Annotated in this window: 17 protein-coding genes and 2 tRNA genes; 11 read left to right on the forward strand and 8 right to left on the reverse strand. The window is 63.0% G+C overall.

Features of this window, described 5'->3' with window-relative positions; all coding sequences use genetic code 11:
* Positions 1-138: 138 nt before the first annotated feature.
* Positions 139-732 carry an ECF transporter S component gene (locus tag MR935_RS07130; protein ID WP_290572284.1) on the forward strand — a complete coding sequence of 198 codons (594 nt, stop codon included), beginning with the start codon at positions 139-141 and terminating at the stop codon, positions 730-732.
* 142 nt (positions 733-874) lie between these two features.
* Here the strand turns inward: MR935_RS07130 and MR935_RS07135 are convergent, their stop codons facing one another.
* The 4 genes from MR935_RS07135 to asnB are packed head-to-tail and all read right to left on the reverse strand — an operon-like array spanning position 875 to position 5,171.
* Positions 875-1,423 carry a peptidoglycan-binding domain-containing protein gene (locus MR935_RS07135; RefSeq protein WP_290572285.1) on the reverse strand — a complete coding sequence of 183 codons (549 nt, stop codon included), beginning with the start codon at positions 1,421-1,423 and terminating at the stop codon, positions 875-877.
* A complete protein-coding gene (locus MR935_RS07140) occupies positions 1,423-2,862 on the reverse strand; it encodes a peptidoglycan-binding protein (protein WP_290572286.1) in 1,440 nt (479 codons plus the stop codon). Before MR935_RS07140 ends, MR935_RS07135 begins: the two co-directional genes overlap by 1 nt.
* A 6-nt stretch (positions 2,863-2,868) precedes the next feature.
* Complete coding sequence (locus MR935_RS07145) at positions 2,869-3,300, reverse strand: hypothetical protein (protein ID WP_290572287.1); 432 nt, start codon at positions 3,298-3,300, stop codon at positions 2,869-2,871.
* 41 nt (positions 3,301-3,341) lie between these two features.
* Positions 3,342-5,171, reverse strand: coding sequence for an asparagine synthase (glutamine-hydrolyzing) (gene asnB / locus MR935_RS07150; RefSeq protein WP_290572288.1), 1,830 nt, complete (start codon positions 5,169-5,171; stop codon positions 3,342-3,344).
* A gap of 342 nt (positions 5,172-5,513) precedes the next feature.
* Here asnB and MR935_RS07155 point away from each other — a divergent pair, with 342 nt between their 5' ends.
* From MR935_RS07155 to acrA, 3 genes are read left to right on the forward strand one after another with little or no spacing between them, the layout of a single operon-like run.
* Positions 5,514-6,665 (forward strand): acyl-CoA dehydrogenase, encoded by a 1,152-nt coding sequence (locus tag MR935_RS07155; protein WP_290572289.1) that lies wholly within the window; start codon positions 5,514-5,516, stop codon positions 6,663-6,665.
* Positions 6,666-6,686: 21 nt separating this feature from the next.
* A complete protein-coding gene (gene acrB / locus MR935_RS07160) occupies positions 6,687-7,487 on the forward strand; it encodes an acryloyl-CoA reductase electron transfer subunit gamma (protein ID WP_290572290.1) in 801 nt (266 codons plus the stop codon).
* Between the two features lie 19 nt (positions 7,488-7,506).
* On the forward strand, positions 7,507-8,616 hold the full coding sequence (acrA, locus tag MR935_RS07165) for an acryloyl-CoA reductase electron transfer subunit beta (protein ID WP_290572291.1): 1,110 nt from the start codon (positions 7,507-7,509) through the stop codon (positions 8,614-8,616).
* Between the two features lie 129 nt (positions 8,617-8,745).
* On the opposite strand, the gene MR935_RS07170 is transcribed toward acrA, so the two are convergent.
* The 4 genes from MR935_RS07170 to MR935_RS07185 form a co-directional block, all read right to left on the reverse strand.
* Positions 8,746-11,229 carry an ATP-dependent Clp protease ATP-binding subunit gene (locus tag MR935_RS07170; protein ID WP_290572292.1) on the reverse strand — a complete coding sequence of 828 codons (2,484 nt, stop codon included), beginning with the start codon at positions 11,227-11,229 and terminating at the stop codon, positions 8,746-8,748.
* Between the two features lie 31 nt (positions 11,230-11,260).
* Positions 11,261-12,262 carry an ATP--guanido phosphotransferase gene (locus MR935_RS07175; RefSeq protein ID WP_290572293.1) on the reverse strand — a complete coding sequence of 334 codons (1,002 nt, stop codon included), beginning with the start codon at positions 12,260-12,262 and terminating at the stop codon, positions 11,261-11,263.
* Positions 12,259-12,798, reverse strand: coding sequence for a UvrB/UvrC motif-containing protein (locus MR935_RS07180; RefSeq protein WP_290572294.1), 540 nt, complete (start codon positions 12,796-12,798; stop codon positions 12,259-12,261). Before MR935_RS07180 ends, MR935_RS07175 begins: the two co-directional genes overlap by 4 nt.
* Positions 12,799-12,870: 72 nt before the next feature.
* The gene (locus MR935_RS07185; protein ID WP_290572295.1) at positions 12,871-13,326 is read right to left on the reverse strand and encodes a CtsR family transcriptional regulator; all 456 of its coding nucleotides are present in this window, start codon (positions 13,324-13,326) and stop codon (positions 12,871-12,873) included.
* 300 nt (positions 13,327-13,626) lie between these two features.
* Here MR935_RS07185 and MR935_RS07190 point away from each other — a divergent pair, with 300 nt between their 5' ends.
* From MR935_RS07190 to MR935_RS07220, 7 genes are all read left to right on the forward strand, one after another.
* Positions 13,627-13,797 carry a DUF362 domain-containing protein gene (locus MR935_RS07190; protein WP_290572297.1) on the forward strand — a complete coding sequence of 57 codons (171 nt, stop codon included), beginning with the start codon at positions 13,627-13,629 and terminating at the stop codon, positions 13,795-13,797.
* Positions 13,798-13,956: 159 nt separating this feature from the next.
* Positions 13,957-14,826, forward strand: a complete 870-nt coding sequence (locus MR935_RS07195; protein WP_290572300.1) for a hypothetical protein — start codon at positions 13,957-13,959, stop codon at positions 14,824-14,826.
* A 16-nt stretch (positions 14,827-14,842) separates the two neighbouring features.
* Complete coding sequence (locus tag MR935_RS07200; RefSeq protein ID WP_290572302.1) at positions 14,843-15,196, forward strand: arsenate reductase family protein; 354 nt, start codon at positions 14,843-14,845, stop codon at positions 15,194-15,196.
* A 132-nt stretch (positions 15,197-15,328) separates the two neighbouring features.
* A tRNA-Ser gene (locus tag MR935_RS07205) sits at positions 15,329-15,417 on the forward strand.
* Positions 15,418-15,483: 66 nt separating this feature from the next.
* Positions 15,484-15,573: transfer RNA gene (locus MR935_RS07210), tRNA-Ser, on the forward strand.
* A 178-nt stretch (positions 15,574-15,751) separates the two neighbouring features.
* Positions 15,752-16,315 carry an ECF transporter S component gene (locus MR935_RS07215; RefSeq protein ID WP_290572304.1) on the forward strand — a complete coding sequence of 188 codons (564 nt, stop codon included), beginning with the start codon at positions 15,752-15,754 and terminating at the stop codon, positions 16,313-16,315.
* Positions 16,312-16,893, forward strand: a complete 582-nt coding sequence (locus MR935_RS07220) for a uridine kinase family protein (RefSeq protein WP_290572306.1) — start codon at positions 16,312-16,314, stop codon at positions 16,891-16,893. The genes MR935_RS07215 and MR935_RS07220 overlap by 4 nt, the downstream gene beginning before the upstream one ends.
* Positions 16,894-17,133 lie beyond the last annotated feature (240 nt).

Genomic DNA, 17,133 nt, shown 5'->3' on the forward strand with positions numbered 1-17,133 from the left:
CCCATAGCATGTGCGGCGCGTGCGCCATTATCCATCTGGCATTATAAAATAAATATAAATTGACCATTTCAAACAGGTCATATTTGCGGTATGATAGGGAAAACCAATTCTACATCTCAGAAAGAGGGGGAATCCTGCATGGAAACCAAAAAGAGCAAGCTTACCCTGTATGACATTGTCGCGGTCGCGCTGATGGCGGCGGTCGTGTTCGTCGTCACCATGTTTTTGTCCATCCGCATTCCGACCCCGACCGGCACGACCATGATCAAGCTGGCAAACGCCTTCGTGCTGCTGTGCGGCCTGCTGCTCGGGCCGGTGCGCGGCGGTCTGGCCGCCGGACTCGGCTCGATGTTCTTCGACCTGATGACGCCCGAATATGTGCCCGAGGCATGGATCACCTTTGTCCGCTTCTTCCTGATGGCGTGGCTGTGCGGCGTGATCGCCCACTGGGCGGGCGCGCGCGCCAAGAGCTTCCGTCGCAACCTGTGCGCGACCATTATCGCCGCGGTGTTCTCAAGCGTGTTTTATATGTTCAAGGGCATCATCACGCTGATGCTCGGCGGCAGCGCGTTCGTGCCGGCGTTTGTGGCCAATCTGCCCAAAATGCTGACCTCGCCGCCGAACACGATCATCGCGGTCGTCGTGTCGCTGGCGCTGCTGCCCGCGCTGCAAAAGGCCATGCAGTCGACCTCGTTCGGACAGCGCATGGAGCAGGCGGGAAACCGGTCGTAAGCCATTTTAAGCGGGAAAGACGAAGCGCTGTTCTCGGTTGACCAAAACCTCTCGGTGCTGCCGGGGTAAGGACGACCGCCGTTTTCCACAAGCGCAGCAAGCCTTGCGAGCCACCGGCCCGCAAGGCTTGTTTTTGTGTCGATCATTGCTCACCGAGCAGCCAAGGCAGTGGCGTGCGGTAGGCAAAGCTGTTGTGGAAGAGTGCGAGCGCCTCCCATGTGGCGCGCTCGGTCACGCCGGTGACCGGCAGCAGGAACACGGCCTGCGCGCGGCGAACGGCTGCGGTCGTGTCCGCGTCGTACACGCCGGTCAACGGCACGGGCGGCACGCTGGAAAAATGCGGTGCGGCGGTGTTCAGCATCATCTGCACCGCAAGCACAGCCGCGCCCCGCGCGCCGGGAGACAGGCAGGCGTCCGCGCTGGGCGGAAAGACCACGGCGGCGGTGGGCAGCACATCGCCCACGATCAGTGGCAGATACTGCGCGTAAATGCGCGTCCAAGTGTCGTAATCGGCTGTGCCGGTCACGGGAAGACCGTTTTGGCGCTGAAAATCACGCACGGCGGCCGCGGTCTCGGTGCCAAAGAGACCGTCTGGCGCAAGCGGCTGCAGATGCCCCTGCGCGCGTTGGATGCGGCGCAGAAAGCGCTGCAAATTGTCAATATGGGCGCGGCGCTGCGCTTCGGTATACATCAGCCTTCGCCCTCCTCTCCGACCGGATAGCCCGGATACTGCCCCTCGGCGGTCTGGCTGCCGGCCAGCACGTCATTGGCCAGCGCGGCGAGGTCTTCCCAAGTCAGCGGGCCGACCGCGCCGGTCGCGGGCAGGCCGAACATGGCCTGCAAGACCGAAACCGCGTCGCGCGTGGCCGGGCCGAACACGCCGTCGACCGCCACCGTTGGCACATTGGGATAGGCGCGCGCGATGGTGTTGATGGCAAGCTGCAGCTCGCGTACCGGCTCGCCGCGCATGCCCTCGACCAGGAAAATGCCGCCGGGCAGGTTCAGCCCGACCGCGCCGGGCAGCCATTCCTCGATCGGACGGGCGCGCAGCACCGATTGATAGGTCGAGACGAGCGCGTTCCACGTCACCCGGTCGACGATGCCGTTGACTGGCAGCCCCATCATGCGCTGATAGGCCTCGACGGCCTCGCGCGTTTTGGAGCCGAACACGCCGTCGATCTCGTTGACGTTCCACTCGGGCAGCTGGTCGTAATACGCGCCGACCACGGCAAGGAAGTATTGCAGCAGCTGCACGCCCGGGCCGGACGCGCCCGTTTGCAGCGTTTCGGGGAACTGGCGGGACACGTCCTCCAGCCGCAGCCCCTCGCTGTCCAGCTCGGAAAGGCGCTTGACGTTGTTGTAAATAAAGGCGATGCGGTACCAGGTCGCCTTGCCGACCAGCCCGTCGGGTGTCAGGTTGAACTGCTGCTGGAAGGCGCGCACGGCGCGCTCGGTGTCCGCGTCAAACACACCGTCGGCGGGGTATATCTTGGGGATGCTGGGATAGTTGGACGAGATGCGGTTGAGACGGCGCTGGATGGTGCGCACGTCCTCGTCCACGTCGCCCAAGCGGTATACCACGCCCGGCCACGAGCCGCCGACGTTGGGCGAGACCGGCGCGTTCATGACGAAGTTGATATCGTCGCCGAAAAAGTGGCGCACGATCTGCTGGGCGTCCATGCCCTGCTCGGCCAGCGGCACGGTGCCCCACTGGCTCAGCCCGCCCGGGCAGGTGACCGTCGTGCCGTTGCAGTACTGCGCAAAGAGCGGCTCGATCGCGTCGTCGCGCACGAGGTAGTTGTTGAACATATCGTCGACGATCGTCGAGATGTTCTCAAAAATATCGCGGCCGGGCACAAAGGACTGGTCGTAGCGGGTCGAATTGGTGATGTCAAAGTCATAGCCCTGCGCGCGATACCATTCGGTGAACACGCGGTTGAGTGCATAGGACACCTGCGCATAGATGTTGGCGCGGATGGCCTCCTCCGGCCAAGTGGGGTATATCTCGCTCGAGGCGACGTTCTTGATGTACTCGGCAAAGGGCACGGTGATGTTCTCCGCGTTGGACGAGGGCGGGCCGAGATGCACGGTGATGGTCTCGGGGATAGTAACCGGTGGTGTTTCGGGCATGGCGGCTCACTCCTCTCCGGGGTAGCGGCCGAGATACAGCGCCTGCGGCTCGCCGGTGGCGGTCAGGTCGGTCTCGCCGGTCGGCTGGTTTTCGGCAAGCGGCACCATCGTGACGGGCAGCACTGCGGGCACGCCCTCGAACATGGTCACGCGCAGCGCGGTGACTGGGTTAAAGCCCTCGTGCGCGACCTCGACCGTGTAGACCGAAAAGGGCGTGCCGCCATCCGGCGTCATCGAGTTTGCGCGCGGCGGGGTGGCAAGCGCAAGGGGCGGCGTCATGCCGCTGCTGTTGGTGCGCACCGAGTAGAGCAGCGTGCGCGCGCCGTTCTGGTCGGCTTCGGTGGACACGGTGACCGACGCGCCCTCGATCGGGACGGCGCCGAGCGCGGTCGTGACGACCACGCGTAGATCGGCCATGCCGCTGTTGGTTTGTGGCATAAAAACCTCCTTATTCGGTCAGCGGGGTGAGGGTGCGCGGCCTACACCAGCCGCACATGGTACTGCTTGAACCAGCAGTCGAGCTGGATGATATAGGCGAGGATCTGCGGTGCGCGCATGAGCTGGCCGAACCACGGCTCGGGCAGGCTGTCGGGCTGCTCCATCAGCCGCTCGACCGCGCGGTGGTCGAACAGCTGCGCAGCCAGCGAGGTGCTGTCGGCAAAGATGCGGCGCACATAGTCGGCGCACAGGCGGGTGTAGGCCGGGTGGAAGGTCTTTGGATAGGGGCTTTTCTTGCGCCAAACGATGTCCTCGGGCAGCTCGCGGGCAAACGCGCGGCGCACTACGCCCTTTTCCCGTCCGTCCAGCGCTTTAATGTGCCACGGCATGTTGTAGGCGTATTCGACGATGCGGTGGTCGCAGAAGGGTACGCGCACCTCAAGGCCGGAGTACATGCTCATGCGGTCCTTGCGGTCGAGCAGGGTGGCCATGAACCAGTCGAGGTTGAGCACGAACATCTCGCGCATCCGCGCGTCCTTCGGGCTGTCGGTGGGCAGCTTGTCGGCGCGGCGGCAGGCGTCCAGATAGTGCGCGCGCACAAATTCCTCGCCGTCCCGCACCACATCGGGCGCGAGCAGCGAGAGCCGCAGATCGACCGAGCGCGACCACGGAAAGCCCTCGCTGAACAGGATATCCTCCCGGTGGTACCATGGGTAGCCGCCGAACAGCTCGTCGGCGCACTCGCCGGACAGGCACACGGTCGCCCCGCCCTTTTTGACCGCGGCGCAGAACAGCAGCAGCGAGGAGTCCACGTCGGCCATGCCGGGCAGGTCGCGCGCATCGGTGGCGGGCAGCAGTGCGGCGCACAGCGCCTCCGGCTCGATGACGACGTTGTGGTGCGCGGTGTGCAGCGTGTCGGCCATCAGCTTGATATACACATCGTCGCTGTTGGGCTGGAAGGCGCTTTTGGTGAAATACTTGTCGTTGTCCCGGTAATCGACCGACCAAGTGTTGAGCGTTTGGCCGCGCGCGGCGTAGTCGCCCGCCGCCAGCATGGACAGGATGGACGAGTCCAGCCCACCCGACAGAAAGCAGGCCAGCGGCACATCGCTGACCAGCTGCCGCCGCGCCGCGTCGCAGATCAGCTCGTGCGTGCGTGCAATGGTGGTTTCCGTGTCGTCCTCGTGCGCGCGCGCCTCCAGCCGCCAATAGGTGTGGTCGGTCAGGCGCTCGGGGGTCAGCACGGCATAATGGCCGGGCAGCAGCGCGTCGATCTGCCGGAACACGCCCGCAGCCGGCGGACGCGCCGGGCCGAGCAGTAGCAGCGTGCGCAGGCCGTCCTCGTCCACGTCGGGCTCGACCTCGGGGTGGCAGAGCACCGTGCCGATCGTCGAGCCGAACGCCAATCCGCCCGGCGTGCGCGCGAAAAACAACGGCTTTACGCCCAGCCGGTCGCGGCAGAGGATGAGCCGCCGCCGCTCCTTCTGCCAAACGGCAAAGGCAAAGATGCCGTTGAGCCGCCGGAAAGCGTCGGTGTCCCACTCCAAAAAGGCGTGCAGCAGCACCTCGGTATCCGAGTGCCCTGCAAAGTGATGCCCGCGGGCGAGCAGGTCGCGGCGTATTTCTTCAGTATTATATAACTCTCCGTTATATACAAGCACGGTATTACCGTCGGGCGATGACATGGGCTGCCGCCCGCCCGCCGGGTCGATAACGATCAGGCGGCGGTGGACGAGTATGGCGTCCGTGTCGCCGTATTCGCCCGCCGCGTCCGGCCCGCGCGGGGTCAGCACGCGCTTCATGCGCTGCGCCGCAGGCGCGTAGCGCGCCGCGCCGCGCTGGTAATCGACAAAGCCGCCGATTCCACACATAGGCTTTTTCCTCCTTCAACTGCAAGCTACGGTCTCCTTTGTTTTTTATGCCGGCGGGACGGCGGATATGCGTGCCGCGTAGATTACAAAACGGAGACTTTGCAGGCATTTTGACCGCGCGTAAAAGCCCGTGGAACAGGCAGGCGAAAAGTATGCGCAAAAGTTCGGCAAAACTTACCGGCAAGGCATGTTAAATCCTTGACATATTTCCACTAAACGATATAATAGAAATAGACATGCTCCAAAGTTGGGTGTCGGCTGGTGCGCTGCCCGGTGCCGGTCAAACGGCTCCGCACGCGGCGCGCCCTGTTACCCGCGAATTTTTTTTGGGAGGTATATGGCATGGATTTTAGGCTAACGAAAGAAGAAGCACTGTTCCAGAAGATGTGCCGTGAGTTCGCGATCAATGAAGTTGAACCGCTCGCCGCGGAGATCGACGAGCAGGAGCGCTATCCTGAGGAAACCGTCCAGAAGCTGATGAAGTACGGCCTGATGGGCATTCAGTTCCCCAAGGAGGTCGGCGGCTCGGGCGGCAACTACGTCATGTACTCGATCGCCATCGAGGAAATGAGCAAGTTCTGCGGCACGACCGGCGGCATCATGTCCGCGCACGGCACGCTAGGCGCTTGGCCGATCTACCATTTCGGCACGCCCGAGCAGAAGGAGAAGTGGCTCCGCCCGCTGATCGAGCCCAAGGAGGGCGCGAAGATCGGCGCGTTCGGCCTGACCGAGCCTAACGCCGGCACTGACTCCGCCGCGCAGCAGACCATCGCGGAGAAGCAGGCCGACGGCTCCTACATCCTCAACGGCACCAAGGTGTTCATCACCGGCGGCGGCCGCGCGGATACTTATGTTGTTTTCGCAATGACCGACAAGACCAAGGGCAACAAGGGCATTTCGGCCTTTATCGTGGATAAGGACGACCCCGGCTTCTCGATCGGCAAGATCGAGCACAAGATGGGCATCCGCGGCTCGCAGACCTCCGAGCTGATCTTTGAGGATGTGCACCTGCCCGCCGACCGTCTGCTGGGCAAGGAGAACGGCGGCTTCAAGATCGCCATGATGACCCTCGACGGCGGCCGTATCGGCATCGCCTCGCAGGCGCTCGGCATCGCGCAGGGCGCGCTGGACAAGGCCGTGCAGTACATGAAGGAGCGCGTGCAGTTCGGCAAGACGCTGGACAAGTTCCAGGGCCTGCAGTGGATGGTGGCCGATATGCACACCCAGATCGAGGCTGCCCGCCTGCTCGTGCGCCGCGCAGCGTTCAACCACGACGTTGGCCTGCCGTTCACCAAGGAGGCCGCGATGGCCAAGCTGTACGCTTCCGAGGTCGCCATGGACGTTACCACCAAGTGCGTGCAGATCTACGGCGGCTACGGCTACATCCGTGAATACCCGATGGAGCGCATGATGCGCGACGCCAAGATCACCGAGATCTACGAGGGCACTTCTCAGGTTCAGAGAATGGTCATCGCCGGTCAGGTACTGCGCTAAGAAAAGGAGGAAAACAGAACGATGAAGGCAATTGTTTGTGTAAAGCAGGTTCCGGATACCTCCGGCAAGGTCGCGGTCAACCCGGACGGCACGCTCAACCGCGCGTCGATGCAGACCATCACCAACCCGGACGACCTGAACGCCGTTGAGGCCGCGCTCCAGCTCAAGGATGCGACCGGCTGCAAGGTGGTCGTGGTGACCATGGGTCCCCCGCCGGCCGAGGGTATGCTGCGTGAGCTGCTCGCCATGGGCGCGGACGAGGCCGTGCTGGTCTCCTCGCGTGAGTTCGGCGGCTCGGATACCTACGCTACCTCCCAGATCCTCGCCGCGGCCATCAACAAGATCGGCATCGAGGATGAGGACATCGTGCTCTGCGGCCGTCAGGCGATCGACGGCGACACCGCACAGGTAGGCTCGCAGATCGCGGAAAAGCTCGAGATCCCGCAGGTCTCCTACGCGGCCGACTTCAAGATCGAGGGCGGCAAGGTGACGGTAAAGCGTATGCTGGAGGACGGCTACATGACCATCCAGACCAGCACCCCCTGCCTGCTCACCTGCATCAAGGAGCTTAACGCGCCCCGCTACATGTCCCTCAGCGGCATTATGGACTGCTACGCCAAGCCGCTTAGCGTTTATGATTACAACACCCTGAAGGACGATCCGCTGATCGAGCCCGATACCATTGGCCTGAAGGGTTCTCCCACCAATATCTTCAAGTCCTTCACTCCCCCGCAGAAGGGCAAGGGCAAGATGCTCGAGGGCGCTGACAAGGCGACCTGCGAGAGCCTCGCAGCCGAGCTTCTGACCAAGCACATCATCTGATTGAAAGGAGAAACTACTAATGGCTGAATTCAATAGCACCAAGCTGGAGGATTTTTCCGGCGTTTGGGTATTCTGCGAGCAGCGTCAGGGCAAGCTGCAGCCGACGGTTCTCGAGCTGCTGGGTGAGGGCCGCAAGCTGGCCAACGATCTGAACACCGAGCTGTGCGGCCTGCTGCTGGGCAAGGACGTTGACGGCATCGCCAAGGAGCTGGGCGCTTACGGCGCGGACAAGGTATATGTAGCCGACGACGCGCTGCTGGAGACCTACACGACCGACGCTTACGCCAAGGTCATCTGCGACATCGTCGCGGACAAGAAGCCCGAGATTATGCTGATCGCGGCGACCAACATCGGCCGCGACCTCGGCCCGCGCTGCGCCGCACGCCTGCACACCGGCCTGACCGCGGACTGCACCCATCTGGACGTGGATGTGGACAAGTACGCCGACTTCCTGCGTGAAGCGTCCACCCTGCCGGCGGCGCAGATCGACGCGCTCAACCGCGCCGACCGCAACCTGAAGATGACCCGTCCGGCGTTTGGCGGCCACCTGATGGCCACCATCATCTGCCCGCGCTTCCGTCCGCAGATCGCCACCGTGCGTCCGGGCGTGTTCAAGAAGGGCGAGTACGACGAGGCCAAGGGCAATGCCGTTGCGGTTGAGAAGATCGCCGTTTCGCTGAGCGAGGCCGATCTCGAGACCAAGGTGCTCGAGGTCGTCAAGGAGGCCAAGGAGCTGGTCGATCTGGCTGGCGCTGACGTTGTTGTATCGGTTGGCCGCGGCATTTCCAAGGACGTTGCGGCGGGCATCAAGATCGCTGAGGATCTGGCCGCTGAGCTTGGCGGCGTTGTGGGCGGCTCGCGCGCCGCGACTGACGCCGGCTGGCTGACCGCAGACCATCAGGTAGGTCAGACCGGCAAGACCGTACATCCGAGACTGTACATCGCGCTGGGCATTTCGGGCGCTATCCAGCACAAGGCTGGTATGCAGGACTCCGAGTGCATCATCGCTGTCAATAAGGCAGACTCCGCGCCGATCTTCGACGTGGCGGACTACGGCATCTGCGGCGACCTGTTCAAGGTCGGCCCGATGCTGCTGGACGCATTCAAGGCTGCCAAGGCTGGCAAGTAAGCGAAAACGAAACAAGGCAAAGCGCCTGTCCTTTTGGACAGGCGCTTTTCTTTTTTCAAGCGCGGGGCGGCACGGGGATTTGGGCAAGGTCAAAGCGCCCGTCCTTTCGGACAGGCGCTTTGTTACTGTTTACTCCGCGGCTTCGGGCTGCGGCGCAGGCTCTGCCGGGCGCAGCGTGAGCTTGTCGTCCGCCACATCGAGCGTGACATGCTGTCCGGCCTTGATCTCGCCCCGGAGGGAAGTCTCGGCCACCAGGTCCTCGACCTCGCTCGTCACGGCGCGGCGCAGCGGACGCGCACCGTACACCGGGTCGAAGCCGGCCTTGGCCAGATGCTTTTTGGCCGCTTCCGTCCAGTCCATCGTGATCTCCATGTCCTTCATGCGGGCGGCGACCTGACGCAGCATATTTTCCGCGATGGCCGCGATCTCGTCTTCATTCAGGCGGTTGAACACAATGATGTCGTCGATGCGGTTGAGGAACTCTGGCCGCACCGCGTTTTTCAGCTCGCCCAGCACATCTTCTTTGATCTGCTCGAAGGTGCGGGCGGACTGGTCGGCCTCGCCGTCGGCAAAGCCGAGCGACTTGCGGCCGCTGCCTGTGATCTTGTGCGCACCGATGTTTGAAGTCATAATGATAATGGTGTTTTTGAAGTCCACATGGCGGCCTTGCCCGTCGGTCAGTACACCGTCCTCCAAGATTTGGAGCAGTAGATTGAACACATCGGGGTGCGCCTTTTCGATCTCGTCAAACAGCACGACCGAATACGGATGGCGGCGCACCTTTTCCGAGAGCTGGCCACCCTCGTCATAGCCGACATAGCCCGGAGGTGAGCCGATCATGCGGGAAACCGCGTGTTTTTCCATATACTCGGACATATCAACGCGAATCATGGCGTTTTCGTCACCGAACATGGCCTCAGCCAGCGCCTTGGAAAGCTCGGTCTTGCCTACGCCGGTCGGGCCGAGGAACAGGAACGAGCCGATGGGGCGTTTGGGGTCGCGCAGGCCGACCCGCCCGCGGCGGATGGCCTTGGAAACGGCTGTGACGGCCTCGTTCTGCCCGATGACGCGCTGGTGCAGCGTGTCCTCCAGCCGCAGCAGGCGCGCGCCCTCGTCCTCAGTCAGCCGCTGCACGGGTACGCCCGTCCAGCCGGAGATGACGGCGGCGATATCGGCTTCAGTAACGGTGCCGTGCGCCTTGCTCTGCTGGTCGGCCCACTCCTTTTTGCGAGCCTCCATCGCGTCGCGCTTGGCTTTTTCCTCGTCGCGCAGTGCGGCGGCATTTTCATAGTCCTGCCCCTTGACGGCTTCCTCCTTCTTGGCCGAAAGGGCGGCAATCTCGTCCTCCAGCGCCTTCAGGTCGGGCGGCGCGGTCTGCGTGGACAGGCGCACCCGCGAGCAGGCCTCGTCGATCACGTCGATCGCCTTGTCGGGCAGGAAGCGGCCGGTCACATAGCGGACGGACAGCTTGACCGCGGCTTCGATCGCCTCGTCCGGGATTTTGATGCGGTGGTGCGCTTCGTAGCGGTCGCGCAGCCCCTTGAGAATGGCGACAGCGTCCTCGGGAGAGGGCTCACCGACCTGCACGGGCTGGAAGCGGCGCTCAAGCGCGGCATCCTTTTCGATGTTCTTGCGGTATTCGTCCAGCGTGGTCGCGCCGATGACCTGCACCTCGCCCCGGCTGAGCGCGGGCTTGAGGATGTTGGCCGCGTCGGCCGCGCCCTCGGCTGCGCCCGCACCCATCAGCATGTGCATCTCGTCGACGAACAGAATGGTATTCTTGCCGGAAACCAGCTCCTCGATGACCTTTTTGATGCGCTCCTCAAATTCGCCGCGGTACTTGGTGCCCGCGATCATGCCGGTCAGGTCAAGCGAGACAACGCGCTTGTCTTTCAGCGTTTCGGGCACATCGCCCGCGACGATTTTCTGCGCCAGCCCCTCGACGATGGCGGTCTTGCCCACACCGGGGTCGCCGATCAGCGCGGGGTTGTTCTTGGTGCGGCGGGACAGAATTTGTATGACGCGCTGGATCTCGTCCGCGCGGCCAACGACCGGGTCGAGCTTGCCCTCGCGGGCGGCGGCGGTCAGGTCGCGGCCATACTGGGCGAGCGCGCCCTCTGCCGTGCCGCCGGATGCGCCGGACGCACCGGCGGGCGGATACTCACCCTGCCGCGCGCCGCCAAGTGCGTCGGACAGCCTTTCGGCAAGCGTCTGCGTGGAGACCTTGAGGTTGTTCAGCGCGGTCAGCGCGACGTTCTGCCCCTCCCGCAGGATGCCGAGCAGCAAATGCTCAGTGCCGACATAGCCGCTGCCCATCTGCGCGGCCGACTGGATGGCCAGTTCGATGATACGCTTGGTGCGCGGGGTCATGCCCTGCGGGGCGGCCGCATCGGGCGCGCCCCGGCCGGACAGCGCTTCGATCTGCGCCGAGAGCGCCTCGTCGGTCACACCGGCGGCGGTGAGCGCCTTGGCGGCGGGGCCGCCGCCCTCACGCAGCAGGCCGAGCAGCAAATGCTCCGAGCCGATATAGCTGTGGCCAAACGAGCACGCGGCTTCCTGCGCCAGCGTCAGCGCCTGCTGCGCGCGCTCGGTAAAACGATTTTTGTAGAACATATACAACACTCCTTCCGGGCGTAAGCGATGGTTAAACGATTTGCAGGGATGCGGCGGCTTCGCGAAGCAGTTCGGCGCGCTTGCAGTCGCGCGCGCGGGCATCGCCGGTCAGCATAGCGGGGTGGATGGCCTGCTCCAGCCGGTACAGCTTTTGCGGGTCGGCGCCGGTCAGCACGCCCATTTGCAGGCCGACCAGCGCGTCCGAGATGCATTGCAGCGCCTCGTCAGTCTCCATTAGATAGGCCGTGCGCATCACACCGGCCGCGCGGCAGATGCGGTCGCGCAGGCGGAGCTCATCTTGGGCGCGCACCTGCTCGCGCGTTTTCTTTTCCGCGTCGATGATGGCGGTCGCAGTCTCGACCAGCCGGTCGGTCAGCTCGGCGGCCGAAGATCCCAGTGTGATTTGGTTGGAGATTTGGTAAAATCCGCCGACTGCGCCCGAGCCTTCGCCATATGCGCCGCGCACCGCGCAGCCACGGCTGCCGGCGTAGCCGATGATGCGGTCGATACCGCCGGTCAAGGTCAGCATGGGTAGGTGCAGCATGACCGAGGCGCGCAGGCCGGTGCCGATATTGGTCGGGCAGGCGGTCAGGTAGCCCAGCCGCTCGTCATAGGCAAAGGGCGTTTCGCTCTCGACCAGCGTGGCGATGCGCTCGGCTGTTTGCAGGCACTCCTTGGGGCACAGCCCCGCGCCGATCGCCTGCAAGCGCAGGTGGTCTTCCTCGCCGACCATGATGGACACACCGCCGTCGCGCGAGACGATCAGCCAGCCGCCGTTCTGCGCCAGCTCGGGCGAGATCAGGTGCGCCTGCACAAGACGGGCGGCCTCGGCTGAGCGGGGGACGATCTGCTTCTGTTCAAACTCCGCGCCGATGGCGGGGTTGGCGCGCAGCGCGGCAAACACCTTGTCCGCGACCTCTTTTTGCTGCGCTTCGGTCAGGCGGAAGGGGTAGCCTGCAAGGTTGCGCGCCAGCCGCACACGGCTGGACGCGGCAAGGCCGGTAAAGCCGCCGGTTATCGCAAACATGCTCATTTTTGCACACCCTCCATTCTGCGGATCTCATCGCGCAGGCGCGCGGCCTGCTCGTATTCTTCTTTTTCGATGGCTTCCTTTAACTGGGCTTTGAGCGCGTCCACAGGATCGGCCTGCGGCTGCGCGGCCTGCGCTGGTGCGGCGCCGATGTGCCGCGATGCGCCGTGCACCTTTTGCACATAGGGCTGTAGGATATCCGAAAAGGTCTGGTAGCAGTCGGGGCAGCCGACGCGCCCGGTCTGGCGCAGCTCGCGCTCGGTCATGCCGCAGGTCGGGCATTTGCGTCCGGCGCTCGGCTGGATGGCCGCAGGCGCGGCCAGCATATCGTTCCACAGGCTGCCAAAGCCGCCGCCGAGCAAGGAGTGGAAGGGATCGCTCCACAGCTGATCCATCGACTGGAACGCCTGCTCAAACGCGCCGCCGAGGTTTTCCTGCTGCGCGCAGGCGGGGCACAGGTGCATTTCGCGCGCCTTGCCGTTGATGGTTTCCTTATAATACATTGTGGCCTCATTCTTGCCGCATTTTTGGCATTTCATAAGTCATTTCTCCTTTCAAAGCGGGGTGTGGAATGGGTTTCGTAAATCGTATGCACGGACGCGGGCGGGCTTTCAGACGGTCGCCACGCCCATGATCGCGCAGCGGAAAATCGCCGCGCGCAGCCGGTCGCGGTCGTTCTTGCCGACCTCAGCCAGCGCGCCGTCTGAGCAGGCGGAGAGCAAAAGCTGTCCCTCGCGCTGGGTCAGCAGCTCGGCTGAGACGAGTGCGCGCGTCAGCCGCGCCGCGTCCTTTTGGTTCAGCCGTCCGCCGATGCCGCGCGCCGCCTCGAGCAGCGTGTGCTGCTTGTCGTCCATCAGGCGGACGATGCGGATGTAGCCGCCGCCGCCGCGCTGGCTTTCGACCAGATAGCCGTGCTCGGGCGTGAAGCGGGTCTCGATCACATAATTGATTTGGCTGGGCACGCAGTCGAACCGGTCGGCCAGACTTTTGCGCTGCAGCTCGGCCACGCCGCCGTTGTCGGTCAGCATTTCGCCGATAAAGTCCGCAATCAGGTCGGACATTTTCATGGTTTTCACGCTCCTTCAGGCCGGAGGTCTTTGTCTGACTTTTCCTGACCTTTGTCTCTATTATACAGCCTGCCCGCAAAAATGCAAGCGTATTATTTGACTAAATCTGACCTTTGTGGAGGATAATACAATAAAAACAGATAAGTTTCTCTTAAAATCTCATGCAATCAAGCGAAATCTCTTTTTTTTGTAATATGCATGACTCAAAAAAGTTACTGGAAGCTAACCAAAAGCACGTCTTGTTTTTTGGTTGGATTGTGTTACAATAATAACGTAATCTAATTTGGAGGTGCAATACCAATGGCATACGTAATTTCTGACGCTTGCATCAGCTGTGGCGCCTGCGTGGGCGAGTGCCCCGTCGGTGCGATTTCTGAGGGCGATGGCAAGTACGAGATCAACCCGGACACCTGCATTGACTGCGGAAGCTGCGCTGGCGGCTGCCCGGTCGGCGCGATCTCCCAGGGCTAAGCTCCGTACTTAACGGTAATAAAAACCCGCTCTGTAAGGGCGGGTTTTTTATTTTGTCCGCCCGCGCGGGGCGGCAAAGCCGCGCAAAATCCTTGCTGGATAGCCCAAGCTGTGGTATACTAAAAATGTATGTCAACGCTTCTTGCTGGAGGGAGTCGAATGAAATTTTCAAAAGGATTGCCGCTGCTGGCGGTCGGGCTGTGTGTGCCGGGCGTGGCGCTGCGCGCGCTGCATCTGCGCGGCGGTTTTGAGGCGGGCAGCGGCTTGCCCCTGCCGGGCAATGGCTGGCTGTGGTGCTGCATTGCGCTGTTTGCCGTGTGCGCGGTGCTTTATGCCGGTCTGGCGCGGCCGCTTGCCGCGCGGAGGGCGCAGCCCTTCGAGCAGCTGCTCGGCACGGACAGCCCATTGTTCCGTGTGGCGGCGGTGATCGCGGGTTTGCTGCTGCTGGTGGGCGGCGTGTTTTACCTTTACCTGACGGCGACAACAGTCGAGCAGGACGCGGTCGGCTGGGCGCGCCCGGTGGAATGGGTGTACGCGCTCGTCACGCTGCTGGCCGGTGCGTGCGCCATCGGCCTTGCCAAAGCGCAGGGGCACGAGATGACAGCCACCTCGGCCAAGCTGACGTTGCCGCCGCTGCTGTGGAGCTGCCTGCATCTGCTGGTCACCTACCGCATGACCTGCACTGACCCCAAGCTACCCTCATTCGCGTTTGGACTGGTGGGCGATGTGCTGGTCGTGCTGGCCTTTTATCAGTTGGCGCGGCTGCTGTATGATAAGCCGCAACCCGCGCTGCTGGCGTTTTTCGCAGCGCTCGCGGCAACGGTCTGCCTGTCTGATCTGGGCGGATACGGACTGGCGTGGCTGATGGGTGTGCGCACGGTCGTGTGGCCGGCCAAGATGGTTTTGCGCGGTATGCTGTCGGCGGCGGCTTGTCTGCTGCTGCTGGCCGAGCTAAGCGTGCTGACGGCGGGGCGCGTGCAGCAGGCTCAAGGCGTATCCGGCGGCGCGCCGGACGACGCAACAATATAAGAGGGGAGGAAGAAGCATGGTATTTTTATGGTATCCGAAGTGCACCACCTGCCAGAAGGCGCGCAAGTGGCTGGACGAGCAGGGCGTTGCCTACGAGGTGCGTGACATCAAGACAGACAACCCAACCGCGGACGAGCTGCGCGCGTGGCACAAAAGGAGCGGCCTGCCGCTCAAGCGCTTTTTCAACACGAGCGGCCTGCAATACAAGGCGCTCGGCCTGAAGGACAAGCTGCCTGCAATGAGCGAGGACGAGCAGCTTGCGCTGCTGGCCGGGGACGGTATGCTGGTCAAGCGGCCTATCCTTGTGGGCGAGGATTTTGCGCTGCCTGCCTTTAAGGAAGCCGAGTGGGTGGCGGCGCTGGGCAAGTAGGGCCGGTCGGACGCGCGCAGGGGGGACTGTGCGCGTCCTGCTGCGGCGGAAAAACAGCGAGAAATCCGCGAGAAATGTTTGACAAGCACGACGCGGTATGCTATAATTTATTTTGCTTATCGGGCATGAGATGGAGCGGTATCGAAGCGGTCATAACGAGGCGGTCTTGAAAACCGTTTGCCCGAAAGGGCGCGTGGGTTCGAATCCCACCCGCTCCGCCATCAAATCTGGCCGAGCATGGATTGTAATGCAGCCTGATGATAGCAGAACAATGGCAAATATGGTATGGAGAAGTACCCAAGTGGTGAAGGGGCTCCCCTGCTAAGGGAGTAGGGCTGGAAACGGTCGCGAGGGTTCAAATCCCTCCTTCTCCGCCAAAAAGACCAAAAGCAATGGCTTTTGGTCTTTTTCTATGCGCTGCGGTGCTTTTCGTCCGGGGCGGTATGCGCTGCGCTTGCAGACCGGACAAGCGTGATTGCGCTTTGCCTGCCGCTGTGCTATAATGGTAACAAATACCGCTGAGAGGCCCGGCCTCCGGCTGCGGGAGGACATCCTATGACCCATCACACGACGAAAAAACTGACCGTCTCAGCCATGCTCATCGCGCTTGGTCTGCTGCTGCCGCTGCTAACCGGGCAGATCCCGCGCATCGGCAATATGCTGCTGCCCATGCACCTGCCGGTGTTTTTGTGCGGCCTGCTGTGTGGCTGGAAGCACGGCGCGGCGGTCGGTTTTATGCTGCCGCTGCTGCGCTGCGCACTGTTTGGGCGGCCGGTGCTCTATCCGACTGCCATCTCGATGGCGTTTGAGCTGCTGACCTATGGATTGATCGCAGGGCTGCTGTATGGCCGCTCGCACTGGCGTTGCGTGCGCGCGCTGTACCGCGCGCTGGTGGCCGCGATGCTGGCGGGGCGCGTTGTTTGGGGCTGTGCGCAGGTGCTGCTGCTTGGTCTCGGCGGCGAGGCGTTTACCATGCAGATGTTTGTCGCCGGGGCATTTCTGAATGCTATTCCGGGCATCGCTTTGCAGCTGGTGCTCATCCCCGCGATCATGCTGGCGCTGCGGCAAACGTCTGCGCCGTGGGCGGACGTGCCCGGGCAAGCGGAGCGCGACGCATGACCGGCATACAGGATATTGCCGCGCAGCTGCTGACCTTGTGCGGACAACCGGCAGACAGGCCGCGCCCGCTGCTGCTGGCGATCGACGGCCGCTGTGCCGCGGGCAAGACGAGCCTTGCCGCCGCGCTGCAGCAGGCGGCTGGCTGCAGTGTGCTGCACATGGATCACTTTTTTCTGCGTCCCGCGCAGCGCACGGCCGCGCGGCTGGCCGAGCCGGGCGGCAATATCGACCATGAGCGGTTTCTGGAGCAGGCGCTGCTGCCGTTGCTGCGGGGGCAGGCCTGCCGCTATCAGCCGTATGACTGCCGGAAGCAGGCGCTGGCCGCGCCTGTGCTGGTCGAGCCAACGCCGCTCTGTGTGATTGAGGGCGCGTATGCCTGCCATCCCGCGCTGTGGGAGCATTACGACCATAGGGTGTTTCTGTCGGTCGCGCCGGAGGAGCAAATGGCGCGCATCCGCCGCCGCAACGGCGCGGCCGCGGCGGAGCGCTTCCGTACACAGTGGATTCCGCTGGAGGAGCGGTACTTTGCTGCGTTTAGCGTGGTGGAGCGCTGCGCGCTGCGCTTTGAGACCGGCTGAGACTGGCCGCGCGCATCAAAAAAGAGACGGCGAACGGTAGCTGCTCATAAAACAGTATCAACCAACAAACTGAAATAGGGCAGCTGCCATACAGGGTGCGAAGAAAGCCGGGTGAAAAGCGATTGCTTTTTGCCCGGCTTTTTTGTCCCTGTTACGCAGTAGAAACGCCATTTCGATGATAAAGGTATAAAACCCTTAACTTGCCTTGAACGAGCTATGAAAGCTGCATAAAATCAAGGG

It is taken from the genome of Agathobaculum sp., from assembly GCF_022775115.1.
In the GTDB taxonomy this organism is placed as follows: domain Bacteria; phylum Bacillota; class Clostridia; order Oscillospirales; family Butyricicoccaceae; genus Agathobaculum.